This window comes from Nonomuraea sp. 3N208 (genome assembly GCF_052245935.1).
Taxonomy (GTDB): domain Bacteria; phylum Actinomycetota; class Actinomycetes; order Streptosporangiales; family Streptosporangiaceae; genus Nonomuraea.
On sequence record NZ_JBQQBR010000074.1, the window covers coordinates 1 to 17,702 of the forward strand.

A 17,702-nucleotide genomic window follows, 5' to 3' on the forward strand; every position below is an offset into this window, starting at 1 on the left:
CTCATGATCTCGAAGGTCGTGCCTGTTCTCGTCCTCAGACGAGTCTCCAGACCCCTCTTACAGCCCCCGAACAGTCACGCCACGAAAGGGACGCTCAGGCTGTTACCGATACCTCGCCGTGGCCCTGGCTCCCAGCCGACCTCGATCACTGATCGCCACTCCTGACGCTCTTTGTCATAGGCGACGACGTGCGACCAGGCGAGCTCACGTAGCTCTTCCGTTCGAGCACCTGTGAGGAGCAACAGCGCCACGTATGCCCAGAGCCAGGGCCGCGCATGCTCAGCCCCTGTGAGCACCGCTTCGGCCTGCGTGAATGTCAGCGATTTGGACGGGCGTCCCGGTTTTCCCTTCGGCAGCTCGCAGAGCAGAACAACATTTCGTTTGACCTTGTCGCGGGCTTGTGCTCTGGTGATCGCCCGTTTGAGGATGGAGCGCAGCTCTTGCAGGGGCCGTGTGGAGACGTGTTTCGCACGCTCGGCAAGCCATCGATCTACATCGTCGGCCGACAGTTCACGGAGCTTTCGGGCTCCTAGCTGCGGGGTGATGTGTGTCTCGGCGAGGATTCGCTTGGTCTCGATCGTCTTAGGATCACGGCCCGATAGCCCGAAGGTCAGCCAATCGGGTACGGCATTGGCGACGGTGTCGTGACCCGCGGCTGGCGTGAGTCCGTCGTCGAGGTCCCGGATGGCTTCCTTGAGCTTTGCTTTTGCTTCGGTCTTGGTACGTCCGGCAGCCTTCCTGGTGATGCGCTTGCCTGCCGGGGTGTATCCGATGGTGAGGGTGGCGAAGACGGCCGGGTGGGTGCAGACGCTGTCGGGGATGGTGTTGCCGCCGACGAGTCCGGCGCGTACCAGGTGGTAGGCGTCGTGTTGGCAGGTGGTGGCGCAGGCGGGGGAGACGGTGCGGCGTCGGTTGCCGCAGGCTTTGTAGATGACGCCGTCCGGCAAGGTCGAGGTGTGCCGGTGGGCGAGGATCTCACCGGTCCGAGCATCGACGGTGGCCAGGTTGCCGTGGAGACGGATCGGCTGCGTACAGCTGGCGGCTGATTCGACATGGCGGAGCCAGGCGGGGTAGTCGGGACGTGCGGCGCGTTCCAGGGCGGTCCGGATGTACTGACTAGGCTCGTGCGCAAAAGGGCTGAACAGGTGGGGTTCGGTGTTCGCCCCCACGCCCGGGACCAGGGAAGCGGTCCCGGGGGTGAGAGCCAGCGCCGAAGCGATGTCGAGCTTGGTGAACATGGGTAAGTGCTGTCCCTCCAGAGCGGGAGTGGGTAGATGCAGGACCGGCAGGGCCGGGGATCGCTCCTGGAGGGTGCGGTGGTCGGTGTGCTCGTGGTCCTGGCGCTCGTGGCCGAGGGGCGTTACCGCAGGTTGGGGCGTGGTTTCCGGGTCAGGTTCGGGTGCGGTGGCCGGTTGGGGTGTCGCCGGTTCGGTGGTGGGGGTGCGTGAGAGCACCAGCTTGGTGAGGGCGAGGAAGGCCAGTGCGGGGATGGCGGCGATCAGCCGTCCGGTGGGGTGGGGTTTGGCGACGGCGATCTGTGCCGCGACGGACAGGATGGCCGAGGCGATGAGAACGATCGTCGGGTAGACGGTGCGTTGGCCGTTGCGCTTGCGGCGTCGGACTTCCAGGCCGGAGGCGGTGGCGGTGAGTTCGGAGATGACGGCGTTGGCCCAGCCGAACCATTCGCCGGTTCCTTCGGGACGATGCATGGCGCTCTTTCCAACCAACACCGACTGGAAGGCAGCACGCGATAAGGCCAATATGGAAACCAGCAGTCACGAGGACATGCACGCAGGTGAACTTGAGGTTTCCATCTCCTGGCGACTAATCCCGAGTTGGTGCGAGAAGGCTACGACACTGTCGATCACATAGCGGACGATCGCAAGGATCTTCTTACAGTCGGCATGGAGGCATACACCAAAACGGGTGTCATTGGTCGGTCCTCGCTGGCCACCGCTGAAAAAGGCCGATCCGTCCTTGACCACCTCGGCAAGGCATTCCGTTCCTGCCTCCGGAGTCTCGATGTGGTCATGTGACGTGTGTGACGTGTGAGAACTTTCTCTACAAACTTAAAGCGGCCCTGACAGGCCGCACGCGCCGCCGACTTGGCGCGGGCCGGCTCACGCCGCTCGAGGCTCTGTGACCGGCCCGCACGAAACGCCGGTCGGCTGGCGCGGACGAGGACAGGGCCGCTTTGGGTGCGCGGTGCTCTGCTCACGGGGTCGAGCTCGTGAAGCGCACGCGCAGCCAGTCATGGGGGCCTGGCCTCGCTGCGTGCCTCCGGCGGGGGCCTCCGGCTCCGGGCGGGGTAGCGTGATCTTGCTCGCCGTACTGGGTCGGCGTGGAAGAGGGTCTGCCCGTCTGCCGTCGCCCCAGGACAAGCCCTAGCAGACCAGCCGCGGGGCCGCCTCCGCTCCATCACAACCGTGACACCGGGCGCGCGACCGGGCAGCCCCGCGGCTGGCCCGCTAAAAGAGGTTGAAAGTTTGGGGTGTCATGTCGATCTCGGGTTTGTGATCAGGCCAGTGTGTGCCAGGAAGGCGTCCAGGAGGTCGGGGCGGTACTGCATCTGCTTGAGTCGGCTGCGCGGATGACCGCAGCGAGGTCGTCGAGCGTGCAGGGGGCCAGGTTGCCCAGGCCGCGTTTGAGGTGGGACCACACGGTCTCCACGGGGTTGAGTTCGGGCGCGTAGGTCGGCAGGTAGAACACCGTCAGCCACGGGCGCGTGTCGATCAGGCTGCGCATCAGGGTGTCGACGTGGGTGTTGACGTTGTCCCAGATCAGCACGATGGGCCCGCCGAGCTGCTGGTGGGCGGCGTCCAGCAGGCGAGCGTAATCGGTCTCGGTGAACCCTTTGCGTTCGTTCTTACGACGCCGGTAGATCATCATGCGGTAGACCAGCCGGGTCCGCTGCCCCGGCTTGAGGCAGACCAGACCGGCCAGGTTGACGCGCCCGGAGCCCCTGCCGGAGACGGTGACGGTCGGGGTACATCCACGGCGGGACCAGGTACGGGCCTTGGGCGGCCTCAGCGACTGGCCTGCTTCATCTTCGAAGCAGATCCATGCGTCCTGATCCCGCGCCGTTGTTCCACGAGCGGCCAGGTCTCCTTCACCCAGGTGGCGATCGCCTCTTCGTCGCGCTCGGCGGCGCGGCGCTGGGGGACCTGCGGGCTCCAGCCCAGCCGATGCAGGAGGTAGGAGATCCCGCGCGGGGTGTAGGAGACGTGGAACAACCTGCCGACCAGGGCGGTGACCCGCGCCAGAGTCCACCGCTGATCCTCGGTCCACCCCCAAACGGCCGGACCAGCGTCCAACGCGGCCTCCAACCGCTCCACCTGCGCATCGCTGAGCCGGCGGCGCTGCCCACCTGGCCCTTTCGACTCCAGCGCCTCGGCCCCTGCCGTGCGCCAGGCCTTGTGCCAGACATAAGCCGACTTGCGTGAGACCCGCAGCTTCCTGGCCACCTGAGGCGGCGACATGCCCGCGGCGAATAACCCGGCGGCCTCCAAGTGCACCTGTTCACGCTTGGCTCGCGCCGCCGGAGTCAGACCACCACCATCCGGATAACGCATCCCACCGGCATACTCCCGAACCCCGCCGTAAGCACGCAACCACGCCGCGTTACCTCAGACTTTCTGTCTCTGTACCCCCGTGGGTGGGACGACGGCAGACGGGCAGACACGAACATCCTGAGGGACGATCCGAGCGATCTGCACCCACAACATACCGACGAAATACCGCGCCTCAGTAAAGTCAAGGGCACCTTGATCAGCAATTAAAGGAGTGGCAATGCAAAAGATCACGCGGCGCACCATGCGTGTAGGTGTCATTGCGATGGCAGCCACGACCATCGGCCTAGCAAACGCGCTGCCCGCAAATGCCCTTACCTGGTACAGCGATCCGCCCACCAAGGCTACGAATGTGGTCACTATGACGTATAATACCTTGGACGGTGGCCAGATCCAGGTTCGTCGCGGTAACTACGGCAATTACGCATACTACTGGGGGCGGATCTCGTCCCCAGCGTCGAAGTACAACAGCGACTATCACCTGACATTCAATGTCCTCGGCCGTAGGTGTGCCAATCCGGGTTCGACTACCAAGGACATCAACCGCACGACCTACACAAAGGCCGTCCGCGTACAAGGTAACTGCTATTATCAAACCGAGGTAATCCAGTCAAGTACCGGAAAGCGTATTGGTTTTGCCTCCTACTCGTCCTGATCTACAACGTATCCCGGACGATCATGCGTTACTCAGTAGCCGCGATTGGCTGGATGTCCGACCCGCGCGATCTGCGCCCACAACATACCGACAACATACCGCGTCTCAGTAAAGTCAAGGATGCCTTGATCCGTAATCAAAGGAGTGGTAATGCAAAAGGTCGCACGCCGCACCATGCGTGTAAGTGTCATCGCAATGGCAGTGACGACCATCGGCCTAGCAACCGCGCCGCCCGCAAGCGCCCTTACCTTTTACAGCGATCCACCCATCAAGGCAGGGAATGTGGCCACCATGGGGAGCTCGTATAACTTGAGCGGTGGCGGCCAGATCCAGATTCGTCGCGGTATCTACAACCATTATGTGTACTACTGGGGGCGGGTCTCGTCCCCAGCGTCGAAGTACAACAGCGACTATTACCTGAAGTTCGTCGTGACCGGCGGGAGCTGCGACAGTCCAGGTTCGACTACCAAGGACATCAACCGCACGACCTACACGAAGGCCGTCCGCGCACAAGGTTATCAATGCAGTTATCGCGCCGATGTCATCCAGTCAAGCACCGGAAATCGTGTCGGTTCTGCCTCCTACACCTCTCCGCGGCCGTGATGGGCTGAATATCCGAAGGGGAGCCAAGCCGGGAGCCACATCAAGTGCACTGACCTGAACCGGTCTGAACTCTCTCGACCAACCGACATCGCCTCTGAATCGGTGTGAACTGATCAAGACGGCGAGAGTCTGGTTCGAGTCCCATCGCGGAAGCGAGTGACAAACTGCGTGACACCCGGAGCGCTTATCGAGGTCTGATCATGCACATCGGTGCACTATGATCACGGCCTTACCAGCTCAAACGCCTGATCACCTAATCGATATGCCTGCTCACACCGAAGAGGTCACTGGTTCGATCCCAGTATCGCCCACCACGGTCAAGGCCGCTTTCCGACACGGGAAGCGGCCCTTTTGATCTTCCGAGTTACTTCCCGCCCATGGTCTCGAAGTGCCCGACCGTGCCAGGACCAAGGGGTGGCGATCGAGAGGCATGGCCCAGAAGCCGCTGATTTGTCCAGACGCGACAATGGTGCAGCCAGCGGGATGCCCAAGTGGGCGCATGCGACCGCACGTGGGTACGGCCGAGCGTCGCGCGCCGCGGACACAATGGCGGCGAATCCGTGAGGTAAGAAGACAGGATGGACGCGAGCGAGACGATGCGGGCGGTGGCGCGGGCGTACGGACTGGGGGAGCCGCTCGGGCCGGCCGTGTACGCGGCGCGTGGCGAGCTCGGCAGGATCTGGCGGCTGGAGACGGCGCGTGGTTCGTGGGCTGTGAAGGAGCTGCTCGTGCCCGCGGAGGAGAGCGCCGCGCGGGCGGACGCCGCCTTCCAGCTGGCCGCCGGGAAGACCGGAGTGCGCCTGCCGCGGCCTGTCACGACGGCGGAGGGCCATGTGCTGCTCGACGGGCGGTGGCGGGTGTACGAATGGGTCGACCTCGTGCCGGGCGAGGTGGTGACGGGGGCCGAGCTCGGCGCCGTGACGGCCGGGCTGCATCGGGTGGGGCACCCGGCGTCGGGGCCGGTGGTTTCGTGGTTCTGCGAGCCTGTCGGTCGTGCCGGGTGGGAGCAGCTGGCGGCGGCCGGAGGTGAGTGGGCGCCGGCGCTGGAGCGGGTGCTTCCCGAGCTCGTCGCGCTGGACGCCCTGGTGATCCCGCCCGGCTCAGGCTCCCTGGTCACCACCTGCCATCGCGACGTCAACGTGGAGAACGTGCTCCGGGCGGCCGACGGCGGGGTGGTCGTGCTGGACTGGGAGAACTGCGGTCCGGCGCGCCCGGCGTGGGAGCTGGCGGGAATCCTGGTCGATCTGTCTCTGGAGGATGCGGCCGCGGCCTATCGGGCCTACCGGGAGGCGGGCGGGCCTGCGACGGTGTCCGAGCCGGCCGACTTCTCGATGGCGATCGTGGTTCAGGGACATCTGCTGGAGTTCTACGCCAAGCGTGCCCTGGCCCCGGAGAAGTCGGAGAAGTCGGAGAAGTCGGGGGAGTCCGGGGAGAACAGGGCCAGGGCTCGCGCCCGGCTGCGCACGATGCTCGATCGGCCGCTGACGCCGGCGAGGGTCGATGCCATCCTGGCTGCGCTCTGAGCCGGGCATATCCCTGCAGGGCTCCGGCGGAGCGGCTAGCGGCCGCGCAGGATCAGGCTCAGCTGCCGGCGCGGCCTCTTGGCCGCCCACGCCGCCCGCTCGTTCACCTGCGGGAACGGCTCCGCGGGCACGGGCACGCCGAGGAACGCGCACAGCGGCTCCCACCCGTCCCGCACATCGAACACCAGCAGCCGCTCAGCCGGGATCGCGGCCTTGACCTCGGCCGTGTGTCGTTCGTAGACGCCGAGCACGTGGTCGCGGTCGTCGACGCGCCCTTCGAAGATCCGGTCGATGACGGTGGACCTGGCCATACGCGGGTAGAGCGCGAAGTCAGGGGCCCGCCACGCGATCAGCCGGCGCACCACCCGGCGGCGCAAGGGCAGTCGCTGCTGCTCCGCCAGGGCGCTGCGGAAGATGGTCTCCCTGACGCTGTCGTACCAGCGGCCGGGGTCGCGCACGGTCAGGACGACCTTGGCGTCCGGGTAGTGCGCGGCCAGCTCGCGCCAGTACGCCGAGGCCGGCCAGTCCACCGCCGACTGGAAGCCGCGGAACACCTCCTCCCAGTCCCGTGACCGCCCCTCGCCGACGTCGAGCCATTGCCGCACCCGGTACGGCTCGGCGATGACCGACGCCATGTGGTAGCAGGGGCCGTACCCCAGCAGCTCGAGTGCCGCCTTCAGCGACCGCGTCCCCGTCCGGCCGAAACCCGCGCCGATCACCTTCACGGAGTCCTCCCGCATATCGCATCTCCGATGCGCCTCTGATCCGCGCCCTCTACCGTGAGTTCAGTTCTACGACGACACGTCCCGGATGCCCAGAGGAGCCGGCCATGCTCTTCCCGCACTCCCTGTTCGACGCGCTGCGCGCCGCACCCGGCGCCCCCGCCTTCGAGCACGCCGGCCGCACCGTCTCGCGAGGCGAGCTGCTGGACCTCATCCGGCGGCTGGCGGGCGCGCTGGCCGACGCGGGGCTGGGCCCCGGCCGGGCGGTGGCCGTGCGCACCGCCGTCACGCCCGAGGCGTTCGCCGCCCACATGGCCGCGCACGCGCTCGGCTGCCGCGTCGTGGGCATCCGCCCCGGGTACGCCCCCGGCCAGCTCGCCCACGTGCTCGGCATGGACGTGGACATGGTGCTCGTGGACCCGGCCACCGCGGCGCCCGAGCTGTTCGCCAAGCCCGCGCTGTCGCTGGGCCCGTGCGCGGAGGCGGTCGACCTGCTCGCGCACCCCGACGACGGCCGCCCGCTCGCCGTGCAGGCCCGGCCTGGCGACGTGGCCGCGCTGGTGTTCACCAGCGGCAGCACCGGGCGGCCCAAGGGCTGCGCGATCACCTACCGGGCGCTGAGCGAGCACTGGGCCTGGCAGCCGCGTGCCTGGGGGCCGGTCGCGGCCGCCCTCGCCCGGGATTTCGAGCGTTATCTGCTGTTCGGCACGCTCGCCAGCATGGTCGTGCTGGAGTTCGTCGCGCCGTGCCTGCTGGGCGGCGGCACGGCGGTGATCCCGGAGGAGGACGGGCGGCCGCTGTTCCCGTACGCGATCGAGCGTCACCGCATCACCGGCTCCATCATCACCGTGCCGCGGTTGTTCCAGATGCTGCGCCTGCTGGACGAACAGCCGGCGGACGTCGGCAGCCTGCGGGCGCTCATGGTGTCCGGCTCGCCGATCAGCGCCAAGCGGCTGGCCGCGGCGGCCGAACGGCTCGGTCCCGTCGTCTACCAGGGCTACGGGCAGACCGAGGCAGGCAACCTCGCCATGCTCACGCCCGAGCACATCGCCGCCGGGCGCGGGCTGGACTCGGTGGGCCGGCCGCATCCCGGGGTCGAGATCAGCGTGCGCGACGAGGACGGCTGGGAGCTGCCGCCGGGGGAGACCGGCGAGATCCACGTACGCAGCCCGTACGTGATGTCCGGCTACTGGGGCGATGAGGAGGAGACCCGCGACACGTTGCGGGACGGCTGGCTGAACACCCGCGACCTCGGTCACGTGGACGACGGCGGCTTCCTGCACCTGGCCGGGCGCACCCGCGACGCGATCATGGTCAACGCGATGGTGGTGTACGCGGGCCCGATCGAGCGCGCTCTGACCGCCCACCCCGATGTGGACGAGGCGTACGTGGCCGGCGCTCCCGACGAGGACACCGGCGAGGCCGTGCACGCGTTCGTCGTCCCGTCGCCCGGCCGCGTGCCCGACCCGGCCGCCCTGTCCGCGCTGGTCAGGGCCGAGCTCGGCGAGGACGGCGTGCCCAAGACGATCACGATGGTGCCGGGCGTGCCCGTCGCCGCCAGCGGAAAGCCGGACAAGCGCGCCCTGCTGGCCCGGTTCCTCTGAGCAATCTCTGAGACCGGTTCCTCTGAGGAATCTCTGAGAATTGCCCGCCCACACTGATGTTGTCCTTTCAACCACATTTCCGTGAGTGGAGGCGTCAGTGCCGGACAACGCCCTGGACTACCTGGTGATCGGCGCCGGCCCGGCGGGCCTGCAGCTGGGGTACTCCCTGCACCAAGCGGGTCACTCGTACCGGATCCTCGAGGCGGGTCCGGCGCCGGGCCAGTTCTTCCGGACCTTCCCGCGCCATCGCACGCTCATCTCGATCAACAAGAAGCACACCGGCTGGGACGACCCCGAGCTCAATCTCCGGATGGATTGGAACTCGTTGCTGTCGGACGATCCGGGCCTGCTGTTCACCCGCTACAGCGACCGGTACTTCCCGCACGCCGACGACCTGGTTCGCTACCTCGCCGACTTCGCCGAGCGCACCGGGCTGCGGATCTCGTACGACGCCCGCGTGGCCCGCGTCGAGCGGCCCAATGATCAGCGCGGTCCTTTCGTGGCGACCGACGAGCAGGGGCGCAGGCACGAGGCGCGACGGCTGATCGTCGCGACCGGCGTCACCCGCCCCAACATCCCGCCCATCCCTGGTGTCGAGACCGCCGACCTGTACGGCACCGCCTCCACCGACCCGGCCGACTACGTCAACCAGCGGGTGCTCATCATCGGCAAGGGCAACTCGGCGTTCGAGACGGCCGACAACCTCGTCGAGACCGCCGCGGTCATCCACGTCGCCGGCCCTCACTCCCTCCGCATGGCCTGGCGCACCCATTACGTCGGCCACCTGCGCGCGGTCAACAACGGCCTCCTCGACACCTACCAGCTCAAGTCCCAGAACGCGCTGCTCGACGGCGACGTCAGGAACATCGAGCGCAATCCCGACGGCTCGTACCTGGTCACGGTGGCCTTCGCCCGGGTCGACGAGGTCACCAAGGACATCCCGTACGACCGGGTGATCGTCTGCACCGGCTTCCGCTTCGACGCCTCGATCTTCGCCGACGACTGCCGGCCCGAGCTGGTGATCGACGACAGGTTCCCCGCGCTCACCCCCGCCTACGAGTCCGTCAACGTGCCCGGCCTGTACTTCGCCGGCACGATCACCCAGTCACGCGACTTCAAACGCGGCACCAGCGGCTTCATCCACGGCTTCAGGTACGGCACACGCGCGCTGCACCGCATCCTGGAGTCCCGCTACCACGGCGTCCCATGGCCCGCCAGGATCATCGCGGCCGAGCCGGGGCCGCTCGCGGCGGCCGTCATCGACCGCGTCAACCGCACCTCGGCGTTGTGGCAGCAGTTCGGGCTGCTGGCCGACGTGATCGTGCTGGACGGACCTCGTGGCGACGGCACCGCCCGTTACCTGGAGGAGCTGCCGTACGACCTGCAGGGCCCGCCGATCGGCGACCGCGGCCACTTCGCGATCACCCTGGAGTACGGCCCCGACCACGACAAGGTGGACCCGTTCGACATCGAGGTGTCCCGCATCAGCCAGAGCGACGTGGCCCGCGCCCACGAGGGTCACTACCTGCACCCGGTGGTGCGGCACCACCGACCGGGACAGCCGCCGGTGACCCACCACATCACGGAGAACCTGGAGAACGAGTGGACTTCCGAGGAGGTCCACGTCGAGCCGCTCCGGGCCTTCTTCGCCCGCCAGATCGCCTCCGTACCGGTCTGATCATGGACCACAGGACCCTGCGCGGGTTCGAGGCCGAGGCCCGTGCCCGGCTCGAACCCGCGCACTACGACTACTTCGCCGGCGGCGCTGGGGACGAGGCCACGGTGCGGGCCAACGAGGCCGCGTTCGCCCGGCTCGGACTGGTGCCGCGGGTGCTGCGCGGCGCCGCCAAGCTCCAGACCGACGTCACCCTGCTGGGCAGCCGCGCGGCCATGCCGGTGCTGGTGGCGCCCACCGCGTTCCACCGGCTCGCCGACCCCGCGGGCGAGCGGGCCACGGCAAGGGCGGTCGCCGCCGCCGAGACCATCATGATCGTCAGCATGGCCGCGACCGTGGCCATCGAGGACGTGGCGGCCGCGGCGCCGGGAGCCGAGCTCTGGTTCCAGCTGTACATCCAGCCCGACCTGGCCTTCACCGAGAAGATCGTGCGGCGTGCCGCGGCGGCCGGTTGCAAGGCACTGGTCGTCACCGTGGACTCGCCCGTGCTCGGGCGGCGCGAGCGCGACCTGCGCAACGGCTTCCACGACCTGCCCGAGCACTTGTGCTGCGAGAATTTGCGGGACGGGGACCGGGTGCGGCCGGTCGTCATGACGCCCGAGCTGTCGTGGGAGCACCTCGACCGGCTCAGGGAGATGACGTCGCTGCCGATCGTGCTGAAGGGCATCACGCACCCGGCCGACGCCCGCCTCGCGCTCGACCACGGCACCTCGGCGATCATGGTGTCGAACCACGGCGGGCGCCAGCTCGACACCGTCCCCGCCACGATCGACCTGCTGCCGGACGTCGTCGCGGCCGTCGGTGGCGCCGTGCCCGTCCTGCTGGACGGCGGCGTGCGGCGCGGCACCGACGTGCTCAAGGCCCTGGCTCTGGGCGCCGCCGCCGTCGCGGTCGGCCGGCCGGTCCTCTGGGGTCTCGCGGCGGACGGGGAACGCGGGGTGTCGCGGGTGCTCGGCCTGCTCCGCGCGGAGATCGAGCACGCGCTCGCCCTGTGCGGCCGCGCGTCGGTCCACGAGCTCGACGCGGGCATGGTGCGGCCATGTTGATCATCGCGCTGATCGCCGTCGCGCTGGTGGCGAGCCTGCCGTGGTGGCTGCCCGGCCGCGTCGTGGCCCTGCGCGTGCGGGTCTTCAACCGGATCAACGGCGACGGGGACATCCCCGTGCCCGGCGACCTGGTGGGCATCGACCGGTTCAAGGAGGTCTACGCGCACCCGGCGGCCGGCGGGCGCAGCAAGGGGGCGGCGTTGTCGGACCTGTTCTGGTATTGGCTGTCGCCCGGTCCCGAGATGCACCAGGAGCACCTGGAGGCGGGGGAGCGGTACGAAGCCGTGGCCAGGACCACCCGCGGCCTGCTCGCGGTGCCGCGTGCCGAGGCCGAGGAGCTCGCCCGCCGCTGCACCGTCCGCGCACTGGACGGCGTCCGGGGCGAGGTGCGGCTGCGGGATCTGATGATGCCGATCTGGGCGGAGTTCTCCTATGAGCTGGTCTTCGCCGAGCCGTGCCCGCGCGAGGCCAGGGACCTGATCGTCGGCAACGCCGACGACGTCGTCACCGCGCTCAAGTGCTGTGGCCTGCGCCATATGGAGCGCCGCCACCGCCTCACCCGCTATCTGCTCGGGCGGCTCTCCCGCGTCCGCGTCCCGCTGCCGGCCGACCTGTCACCGCAAGAGCAGGCCTTCTATCTGCAGGGCACGTTCTTCAACACCGCCGTCGTGCAGATGTCGGAGGCCATGGCCCACGTGCTGATGGTCCTCGCCCAGCACCAGGGCGTCCAGGAGCGGGCCCGGCACGCCGACGCCCGCTACCTGGACCACGTGATCACCGAGACCATGCGGCTCTACCCGCTCTTCGGCATCGCTCACCGCATCACCACCGGCGACATCGAGCTCGGCGAACGCACCACGATCCCGGCCGGGTCGGTGCTCTGCTTCAACTACCCGGCGTTCCACCGCGCCGGCTTCACGGACCCGGATCGCTTCGACCCTGGCCGTTTCGAGAAACCCGCCAAGGAGCTCAACCACATCCCGTTCGGCGTCGCCGCCAACCGCCCCTGCCCCGCGTGGCGGCTGGCGCCCATCATGATGCGCGCCGCCACCCGGGAGGTCCTGCGCGGGTACGCCCTCGCTTCGTCCGCCTCCCACACCCGGTCCCTGCCCAACCGGGGACCGTGCCTGCTCACCCCGCTGAACACTGCCGAACCCGCCCCCGTCGTGCTGGCCTGGATGCGCCTGCGCGACCGCTGGGAGGACGTCTGGCGCAGCCTGGTCCAGCTCGTCCTCGGCACGTACATGGTGTGGGACGCGCGCAGGCGGCGCCTCTGCAAGCACTATTTCCTCGACCGTTGAGCGGAGAAACCGGTATGCCCCTTCTGGCCCTGGTGACGGCACCCGACTCGAACCTCGCCCTGGTGCTCAAGGTCCTGCCCGCCCTCGTCGTCATCCTGATCACCTCGGCTGTCTGCGGCCGGTTGGCGCTCATGGTGATGCAGCCGCGTGTGCTCGGCGAGATGGTCGCCGGCGTGCTGCTCGGGCCCACCCTGTTCGGCTGGCTGTTCCCCGAGGCCCAGGCCGCCGTGTTCCCGCCCGAGGTGCGGCCCGTCCTGTACGTGCTGAGCACCATCGGCCTGACCCTCTACATGTTCCTGGTCGGCGCGGGCCTCGACCACAGCGCCCGCACGCCAGGAGAGGTACGCAAGGCAGGCGTGCTTGCCGCCTCGGGGATCCTGCCGTCGCTGGTGCTCGGCGCCGGCGTGGGGCTGCTCCTCTACGACACGCTCTCGCGCCCCGACGTCAGCCCGTGGCAGTTCGCCCTGTTCGTCGGCGGCGCGCTGTCGCTGACCGCGTTCCCCATGCTGGCCAGGATCCTGTACGAGCGCGGCCTGGAGAACTCCCCGATCGGCCGGCTCACCCTGCTGGCGGCCTCCATCGACGACGCTCTGGCCTGGTGCATCCTGGCCGTCCTGTCCGCCGTGCACCTCGGCACCGGAGCCTCGGGAGCGCTGCCCACCATCGCGCTGACCGCATTGTTCGCCGTCGTCATGCTCAAGGTCGTCGCCCCCCTGCTGCGGCCCATGGGCAGGACCGTGGCCCGCACCGGCCGGCTCGGCCCCACCGCCATGTACGCCGTCATCATCATCCCGCTGACGGCCGGCTGGCTGACCGACTGGATCGGCGTGTACGCGGTGTTCGGCGGCTTCTTCGCGGGCCTGGCCATGCCCCGCGACCCGGCCTTCCGCCAGGTGCTGCACGGCCGCATGATGGAGGTCGTCTCCACGCTGCTGCTGCCGACCTTCTTCACCTTCTCCGGGCTCAACACCCACCTCGGCGGCATCGCCGGCGGCACGATGCTGCTGGCGTTCGGGCTGATCCTCGCAGCCGGGTTCTGCGGCAAGTTCTTCGGCTGCGCACTGGCGATGCGGGCGATCGGATTCGGCCGGCGGGAGTCGTACGCGGTCGGCGGGCTCATGAACGCCCGCGGCCTGATGATCCTCATCTTCATCAACATCGGCCTGGCCCAAGGCATGATCACGCAGGAGTTGTTCGCCATGCTCGTGCTCGTGGCCGTGCTCACCACCGCCGCCGCCCTGCCCCTCTACAAGCTGGCGCTGCCGGATCGCCTCGAGCGGACGCTTGAACCTTTCGCGGAAAACGCCGTCCGTCCGGTCCAATCCGAAATTGCCTCGCAGGTCAGCACCGCTGTCCCGGTTTCCGAACAGAGTGGACCTGGTAATTCCACGACCATGGTGTAAACGTGGTCAGGTGGCTGGGACATCGGGCACGGCCGATCCACCCTCCCGTCGGCTGCTGCTGATCGAAGATGACCGCGAACTGGGGCACATGCTGGTCGACCTGTTCACCGAGCAGGGATACACGGTCGACCTGGCATTGGAGGGGCAGCGGGGACTGCACCTGGGCCTGAGCCGCGGCTACGACGTGCTGATCGTCGACCGCGGCCTGCCCGCCCTGGACGGGATCGACCTGCTGCGGCGGCTGCGCAGGCAGGCGGTGACCACGCCCGTGCTCGTGCTCACCGCCTTCGGCACGGTCGCCGACCGGGTCGCCGGGCTCGACGCGGGCGCCGAGGACTACCTCGTCAAGCCGTTCGACGTGGAGGAGCTGCTGGCCCGGGTGCGGGCCCTGCACCGCAGGAACCTCGACCAGGCCAGCCTGCTGCCGCTCGGCGCAGGCTGGCTGGACTCCGAGGCGCACCTCGTACGGCTGCCGAGTGGGGAGCAGGTGACGCTGTCCGGGCAGGAGTGCCGGCTGCTGAGCGCCCTGGCCACCCGGCCGCGGCAGGTGCACACCCGCCGGTCGCTGCGGCAGCGGGTCTTCGACGGCGCCCAGAAGGAATCGATCGTGGACACCTACGTCTACTACCTGCGCAACAAGCTCGGGCAGGGAGTCGTGTGCACCGTGCGCGGCGTGGGATATCGCCTGGGTGAGCTGTGATCGGTCGGCGGCGGCACCCGAAGCGCGGGCAGTCCATGATCGACGTCGCGTGCGAGCAAGACACGGAGCCGGAGCGGCGGCTGCTGACCCACGCGAGGCGGAGGCTCACCGTTCAGGTCGCGGGCGCGATCTCGGTCGTGCTCGCGCTGGTCGGCGTGCTCGTCCTGTGCTTCATGGTCCACGAGCAGAGCACCTCCACGCGACGCGAGCTGTCAGCCGCCGCCCAGCGCACCGACGTCGCCCAGCCGCCGCCCTGCGTGTGGTTGTACGAGCAGCGCGGCGGCGCCGTGCGCGCCTCGCCGGGCGCCCCGGCGGCACTGCCGGTGCAGGCGGAGCTGGACCGGGTCGGCCGCGGCGGCGAGCCCCGGGTCACGCAGGCCGAGGTGGCAGGACACACCTACCTGATCCGCACCCAGCGCCGCGGCGACGCCGTCGTCCAGGCCGTGATGGACCTGCGTTACCAGGCCGCGGAACGCACCAGGCTGCTGCGCACGCTCGCCGCCGCCGAGATCGCCGGCCTGCTGGCCGCCCTGCTCGTCGGCCAGGTCATCTCCCGCCGCGCGATCGCCCCGTTCGGCGAGGCCCTGGCCCGGCAGCGGCGCTTCGCCGCCGACGTCAGCCACGAGCTGCGCACCCCGCTCACCCGGCTCAGCACCCGCGCCCAGCTCCTGGCCCGCAGGATGCGCGGCGGCACGGACCCCATCCTGCTCATCGACGAGGTGGATCAGCTCGTGACCGGCAGCAGGCAGCTCGGCGAGGTGGTCGAGGACCTGCTGAGGTCGGCCCAGTACAAGCAGCTGCGCCGGCCGTTCGTGCCGGTGGACCTGGCCGCGCTGGCCGCGGAGCTGGCCGAGGCCGAGCACACCCGCGCCCAGGCGCGGGGGGTGAGCATCGAGGTCCGCTGCGAGGGCGCCGGCGACCACGTCGTGCGCGGCGTGGAGTCCGCGCTCCGGCGGGTGGTCTCGGCGCTGCTGGACAACGCGCTCGGCCACACGAGCCCCGGCGGCCACATCTGGGTGACGCTCTTCAGCGACGCCGACGTGGTCCAGCTGACGGTCAGGGACGACGGTGCCGGCCTGGATCCCGCCGACGCCGAGAAACTGTTCACCCGGTTCGTGGGCCGTGGGTACGGGCTGGGGCTGGCGCTCGTACGAGAGGTGGTGGACGGTCACCACGGCACCATCACCGCGGACGGCCGCCCCGGGGCGGGCGCCGTGTTCGTCGTCCGGCTCCCCGCGGACGCCACGGGCCCGCCGCCCCGCCCCGAGCCGGAGCCCGCGGGGAGCCCGCGTAGGGATCCGCTGCCGGGGTAGCCGGAAGCGGATGCGCATCGAGGACTGGTTCCTCACCGCGGAGGAACGGGGTAACCAGGCGACCCGGCTCGAGCCCTGGTCGGCCGGCAACGACGTGCGCCCGCTCGTGCACGGCGCCACCTACTTCGCCGAGCTGAAGTCCCGCCTGGAGGCGCTGGGCAAGGACGACCTGCTGCTGTTCGCCGATTGGCGCGGCGACCCCGACGAGCGCCTCACCACCGACGGGCCCACCGTGGGCGCGGCGATGACGGCCGCGGCCGAACGCGGCGCCCTCGTCCGCGGCCTCATCTGGCGCTCCCACCTGGACCGGCTGCGTTTCAGCTCGGCCGAGAACCGCCACCTGGGCGAGGAGATCGAGGTCGCCGGTGGCCAGGCCCTGCTGGACACGCGCACCAAGCCGGGCGGCTCCCACCACCAGAAGTTCGTCATCCTGCGCCACGACCGCGACCCCGAACGGGACGTGGCCTTCGTCGGCGGCATCGACCTGTGCCACAGCCGCCGCGACGACGCGGGCCACACCGGCGACCCGCAGTGCGCCCCGATGCCCGCCGCGTACGGCCCCCGCCCGCCCTGGCACGACGTCCAGCTCGCCATCAGCGGCCCCGCGGTGGCGCAGGTGGCGGAGGTGTTCTGCGAACGCTGGCAGGACCCGGCCCCCGAGACCCGCGATCCGCTGCGCCGCCTGCGCGACCACGTCGAACGCCTCGACGACGCCCCCGCCCTGCCCGCGCCCGGGCCGCCACCGCCCCGCGCCGGCCACCACACCGTGCAGCTGCTGTGCACCTACCCGGCGCTGCGCCGCGGTTACCCGTTCGCGCCGCAAGGCGAGCGCAGCATCGCCCACGCCTACCTCAAGGTGCTGGCCCGCGCCCGCTCGCTGATCTACCTGGAAGACCAGTACCTGTGGTCGACCGACGTGATCGAGCCGTTCGCGCGGGCACTGGAGCGCGAGCCGGGGCTCCGCATGATCGTCGTCGTGCCGCGCCACCCCGACCAGGACGGCTGGCTGGCCGCTCCCGCCAGCCTGATCGGCCGCGCCGACGCGGTGCGGCGGCTGCGCGCGGCCGGCGGCGACCGGGTGGCCGTCTACGACCTGGAGAACCACGCGGGCGCCCCGATCTACGTGCATGCCAAGGTGTGCGTGGTGGACGACGTGTGGGCCGAGGTCGGCTCCGACAACGTCAACCTGCGTTCCTGGACTTACGACTCCGAGCTCAGCTGCGCGGTCCTGGACGAGCATGAGGACCTCCGCCCACCCGGCGGCGCGCTGCGGTTCGCCCGTGACCTGCGTCTGACCCTCATGGCCGAGCACCTGGATCTGCCCTCGGACGAACACGACCGGTTGTGCGATCCGGTCGCCGCCTTCGAGGCGTTCGCGCGTGCCGCGTCCCGCCTGGAGGACTGGCACCGGCGCGGCCGCACAGGGCCGCGCCCGCCCGGCCGGCTGCGCCCGCACCCGGCCCCGACCCTGTCGCGGCTCCAGAGGCTGCTGGCCCTGCCGATGTACCGGTTCGCCATCGACCCGGACGGCCGCCCCCAATCTCTGCGCCGCTCAGGGCGTTTCTAGCCCGCCGCCCGCATCTGACGC

Annotated in this window: 16 protein-coding genes; 12 read left to right on the forward strand and 4 right to left on the reverse strand. The window is 69.6% G+C overall.

Annotated elements, in window-relative coordinates; genetic code table 11:
• Positions 1-74 precede the first annotated feature (74 nt).
• A complete protein-coding gene (locus tag ACTWPT_RS56450; protein ID WP_443185817.1) occupies positions 75-1,709 on the reverse strand; it encodes a replication initiator in 1,635 nt (544 codons plus the stop codon).
• A 108-nt stretch (positions 1,710-1,817) separates the two neighbouring features.
• Between ACTWPT_RS56450 and ACTWPT_RS56455 the strand changes: the two genes are divergently transcribed.
• Positions 1,818-2,036 (forward strand): creatininase family protein, encoded by a 219-nt coding sequence (locus ACTWPT_RS56455; protein ID WP_443185849.1) that lies wholly within the window; start codon positions 1,818-1,820, stop codon positions 2,034-2,036.
• 481 nt (positions 2,037-2,517) lie between these two features.
• Here ACTWPT_RS56455 and ACTWPT_RS56460 read toward each other — a convergent pair whose 3' ends face one another.
• Positions 2,518-3,117, reverse strand: coding sequence for a transposase (locus ACTWPT_RS56460; RefSeq protein WP_443185850.1), 600 nt, complete (start codon positions 3,115-3,117; stop codon positions 2,518-2,520).
• Positions 3,027-3,572 (reverse strand): winged helix-turn-helix domain-containing protein, encoded by a 546-nt coding sequence (locus tag ACTWPT_RS56465; protein ID WP_443185818.1) that lies wholly within the window; start codon positions 3,570-3,572, stop codon positions 3,027-3,029. The genes ACTWPT_RS56460 and ACTWPT_RS56465 overlap by 91 nt, the downstream gene beginning before the upstream one ends.
• Positions 3,573-3,789: 217 nt before the next feature.
• Between ACTWPT_RS56465 and ACTWPT_RS56470 the strand changes: the two genes are divergently transcribed.
• From ACTWPT_RS56470 to ACTWPT_RS56480, 3 genes are all read left to right on the forward strand, one after another.
• Positions 3,790-4,224 (forward strand): hypothetical protein, encoded by a 435-nt coding sequence (locus ACTWPT_RS56470; protein WP_443185819.1) that lies wholly within the window; start codon positions 3,790-3,792, stop codon positions 4,222-4,224.
• 150 nt (positions 4,225-4,374) lie between these two features.
• Positions 4,375-4,827, forward strand: coding sequence for a hypothetical protein (locus ACTWPT_RS56475; protein WP_443185820.1), 453 nt, complete (start codon positions 4,375-4,377; stop codon positions 4,825-4,827).
• Between the two features lie 578 nt (positions 4,828-5,405).
• Positions 5,406-6,350, forward strand: a complete 945-nt coding sequence (locus ACTWPT_RS56480; RefSeq protein WP_443185821.1) for a phosphotransferase enzyme family protein — start codon at positions 5,406-5,408, stop codon at positions 6,348-6,350.
• A gap of 35 nt (positions 6,351-6,385) precedes the next feature.
• Here ACTWPT_RS56480 and ACTWPT_RS56485 read toward each other — a convergent pair whose 3' ends face one another.
• Positions 6,386-7,090 carry a sulfotransferase family protein gene (locus ACTWPT_RS56485; RefSeq protein WP_443185822.1) on the reverse strand — a complete coding sequence of 235 codons (705 nt, stop codon included), beginning with the start codon at positions 7,088-7,090 and terminating at the stop codon, positions 6,386-6,388.
• Positions 7,091-7,179: 89 nt separating this feature from the next.
• Between ACTWPT_RS56485 and ACTWPT_RS56490 the strand changes: the two genes are divergently transcribed.
• The 8 genes from ACTWPT_RS56490 (at position 7,180) to ACTWPT_RS56525 (ending at position 17,681) form a co-directional block, all read left to right on the forward strand.
• Positions 7,180-8,676 carry a class I adenylate-forming enzyme family protein gene (locus tag ACTWPT_RS56490; protein ID WP_443185823.1) on the forward strand — a complete coding sequence of 499 codons (1,497 nt, stop codon included), beginning with the start codon at positions 7,180-7,182 and terminating at the stop codon, positions 8,674-8,676.
• A 97-nt stretch (positions 8,677-8,773) separates the two neighbouring features.
• Positions 8,774-10,354: an NAD(P)-binding domain-containing protein gene (locus ACTWPT_RS56495; RefSeq protein ID WP_443185824.1), complete on the forward strand. Its 1,581-nt coding sequence runs from the start codon at positions 8,774-8,776 to the stop codon at positions 10,352-10,354.
• Positions 10,355-10,356: 2 nt separating this feature from the next.
• A complete protein-coding gene (locus ACTWPT_RS56500; protein WP_443185825.1) occupies positions 10,357-11,397 on the forward strand; it encodes an alpha-hydroxy acid oxidase in 1,041 nt (346 codons plus the stop codon).
• Positions 11,391-12,698, forward strand: a complete 1,308-nt coding sequence (locus ACTWPT_RS56505) for a cytochrome P450 (RefSeq protein WP_443185826.1) — start codon at positions 11,391-11,393, stop codon at positions 12,696-12,698. The genes ACTWPT_RS56500 and ACTWPT_RS56505 overlap by 7 nt, the downstream gene beginning before the upstream one ends.
• 14 nt (positions 12,699-12,712) lie before the next feature.
• Complete coding sequence (locus ACTWPT_RS56510) at positions 12,713-14,101, forward strand: cation:proton antiporter (RefSeq protein WP_443185827.1); 1,389 nt, start codon at positions 12,713-12,715, stop codon at positions 14,099-14,101.
• A 10-nt stretch (positions 14,102-14,111) separates the two neighbouring features.
• Entirely contained in the window at positions 14,112-14,801 is a 690-nt protein-coding gene (locus tag ACTWPT_RS56515) for a response regulator transcription factor (protein WP_443185828.1), read from the forward strand.
• A gap of 35 nt (positions 14,802-14,836) precedes the next feature.
• A complete protein-coding gene (locus ACTWPT_RS56520) occupies positions 14,837-16,114 on the forward strand; it encodes a sensor histidine kinase (RefSeq protein ID WP_443185829.1) in 1,278 nt (425 codons plus the stop codon).
• A 10-nt stretch (positions 16,115-16,124) separates the two neighbouring features.
• Positions 16,125-17,681, forward strand: a complete 1,557-nt coding sequence (locus ACTWPT_RS56525; protein ID WP_443185830.1) for a phospholipase D family protein — start codon at positions 16,125-16,127, stop codon at positions 17,679-17,681.
• Positions 17,682-17,702: the final 21 nt, after the last annotated feature.

Excerpts from the sequence above, each read along its gene's own strand:
- ACTWPT_RS56510 (WP_443185827.1), top strand. The coding sequence starts at position 12,713 with ATGCCCCTTCTGGCCCTGGTGACGGCACCCGACTCGAACCTCGCCCTG.
- ACTWPT_RS56475 (WP_443185820.1), top strand. The coding sequence starts at position 4,375 with ATGCAAAAGGTCGCACGCCGCACCATGCGTGTAAGTGTCATCGCAATG.
- ACTWPT_RS56490 (WP_443185823.1), top strand. The coding sequence starts at position 7,180 with ATGCTCTTCCCGCACTCCCTGTTCGACGCGCTGCGCGCCGCACCCGGC.
- ACTWPT_RS56450 (WP_443185817.1), bottom strand. The coding sequence starts at position 1,709 with ATGCATCGTCCCGAAGGAACCGGCGAATGGTTCGGCTGGGCCAACGCC.
- ACTWPT_RS56525 (WP_443185830.1), top strand. The coding sequence starts at position 16,125 with ATGCGCATCGAGGACTGGTTCCTCACCGCGGAGGAACGGGGTAACCAG.
- ACTWPT_RS56465 (WP_443185818.1), bottom strand. The coding sequence starts at position 3,572 with ATGCGTTATCCGGATGGTGGTGGTCTGACTCCGGCGGCGCGAGCCAAG.
- ACTWPT_RS56485 (WP_443185822.1), bottom strand. The coding sequence starts at position 7,090 with ATGCGGGAGGACTCCGTGAAGGTGATCGGCGCGGGTTTCGGCCGGACG.
- ACTWPT_RS56520 (WP_443185829.1), top strand. The coding sequence starts at position 14,837 with ATGATCGACGTCGCGTGCGAGCAAGACACGGAGCCGGAGCGGCGGCTG.
- ACTWPT_RS56500 (WP_443185825.1), top strand. The coding sequence starts at position 10,357 with ATGGACCACAGGACCCTGCGCGGGTTCGAGGCCGAGGCCCGTGCCCGG.
- ACTWPT_RS56505 (WP_443185826.1), top strand. The coding sequence starts at position 11,391 with ATGTTGATCATCGCGCTGATCGCCGTCGCGCTGGTGGCGAGCCTGCCG.
- ACTWPT_RS56480 (WP_443185821.1), top strand. The coding sequence starts at position 5,406 with ATGGACGCGAGCGAGACGATGCGGGCGGTGGCGCGGGCGTACGGACTG.
- ACTWPT_RS56470 (WP_443185819.1), top strand. The coding sequence starts at position 3,790 with ATGCAAAAGATCACGCGGCGCACCATGCGTGTAGGTGTCATTGCGATG.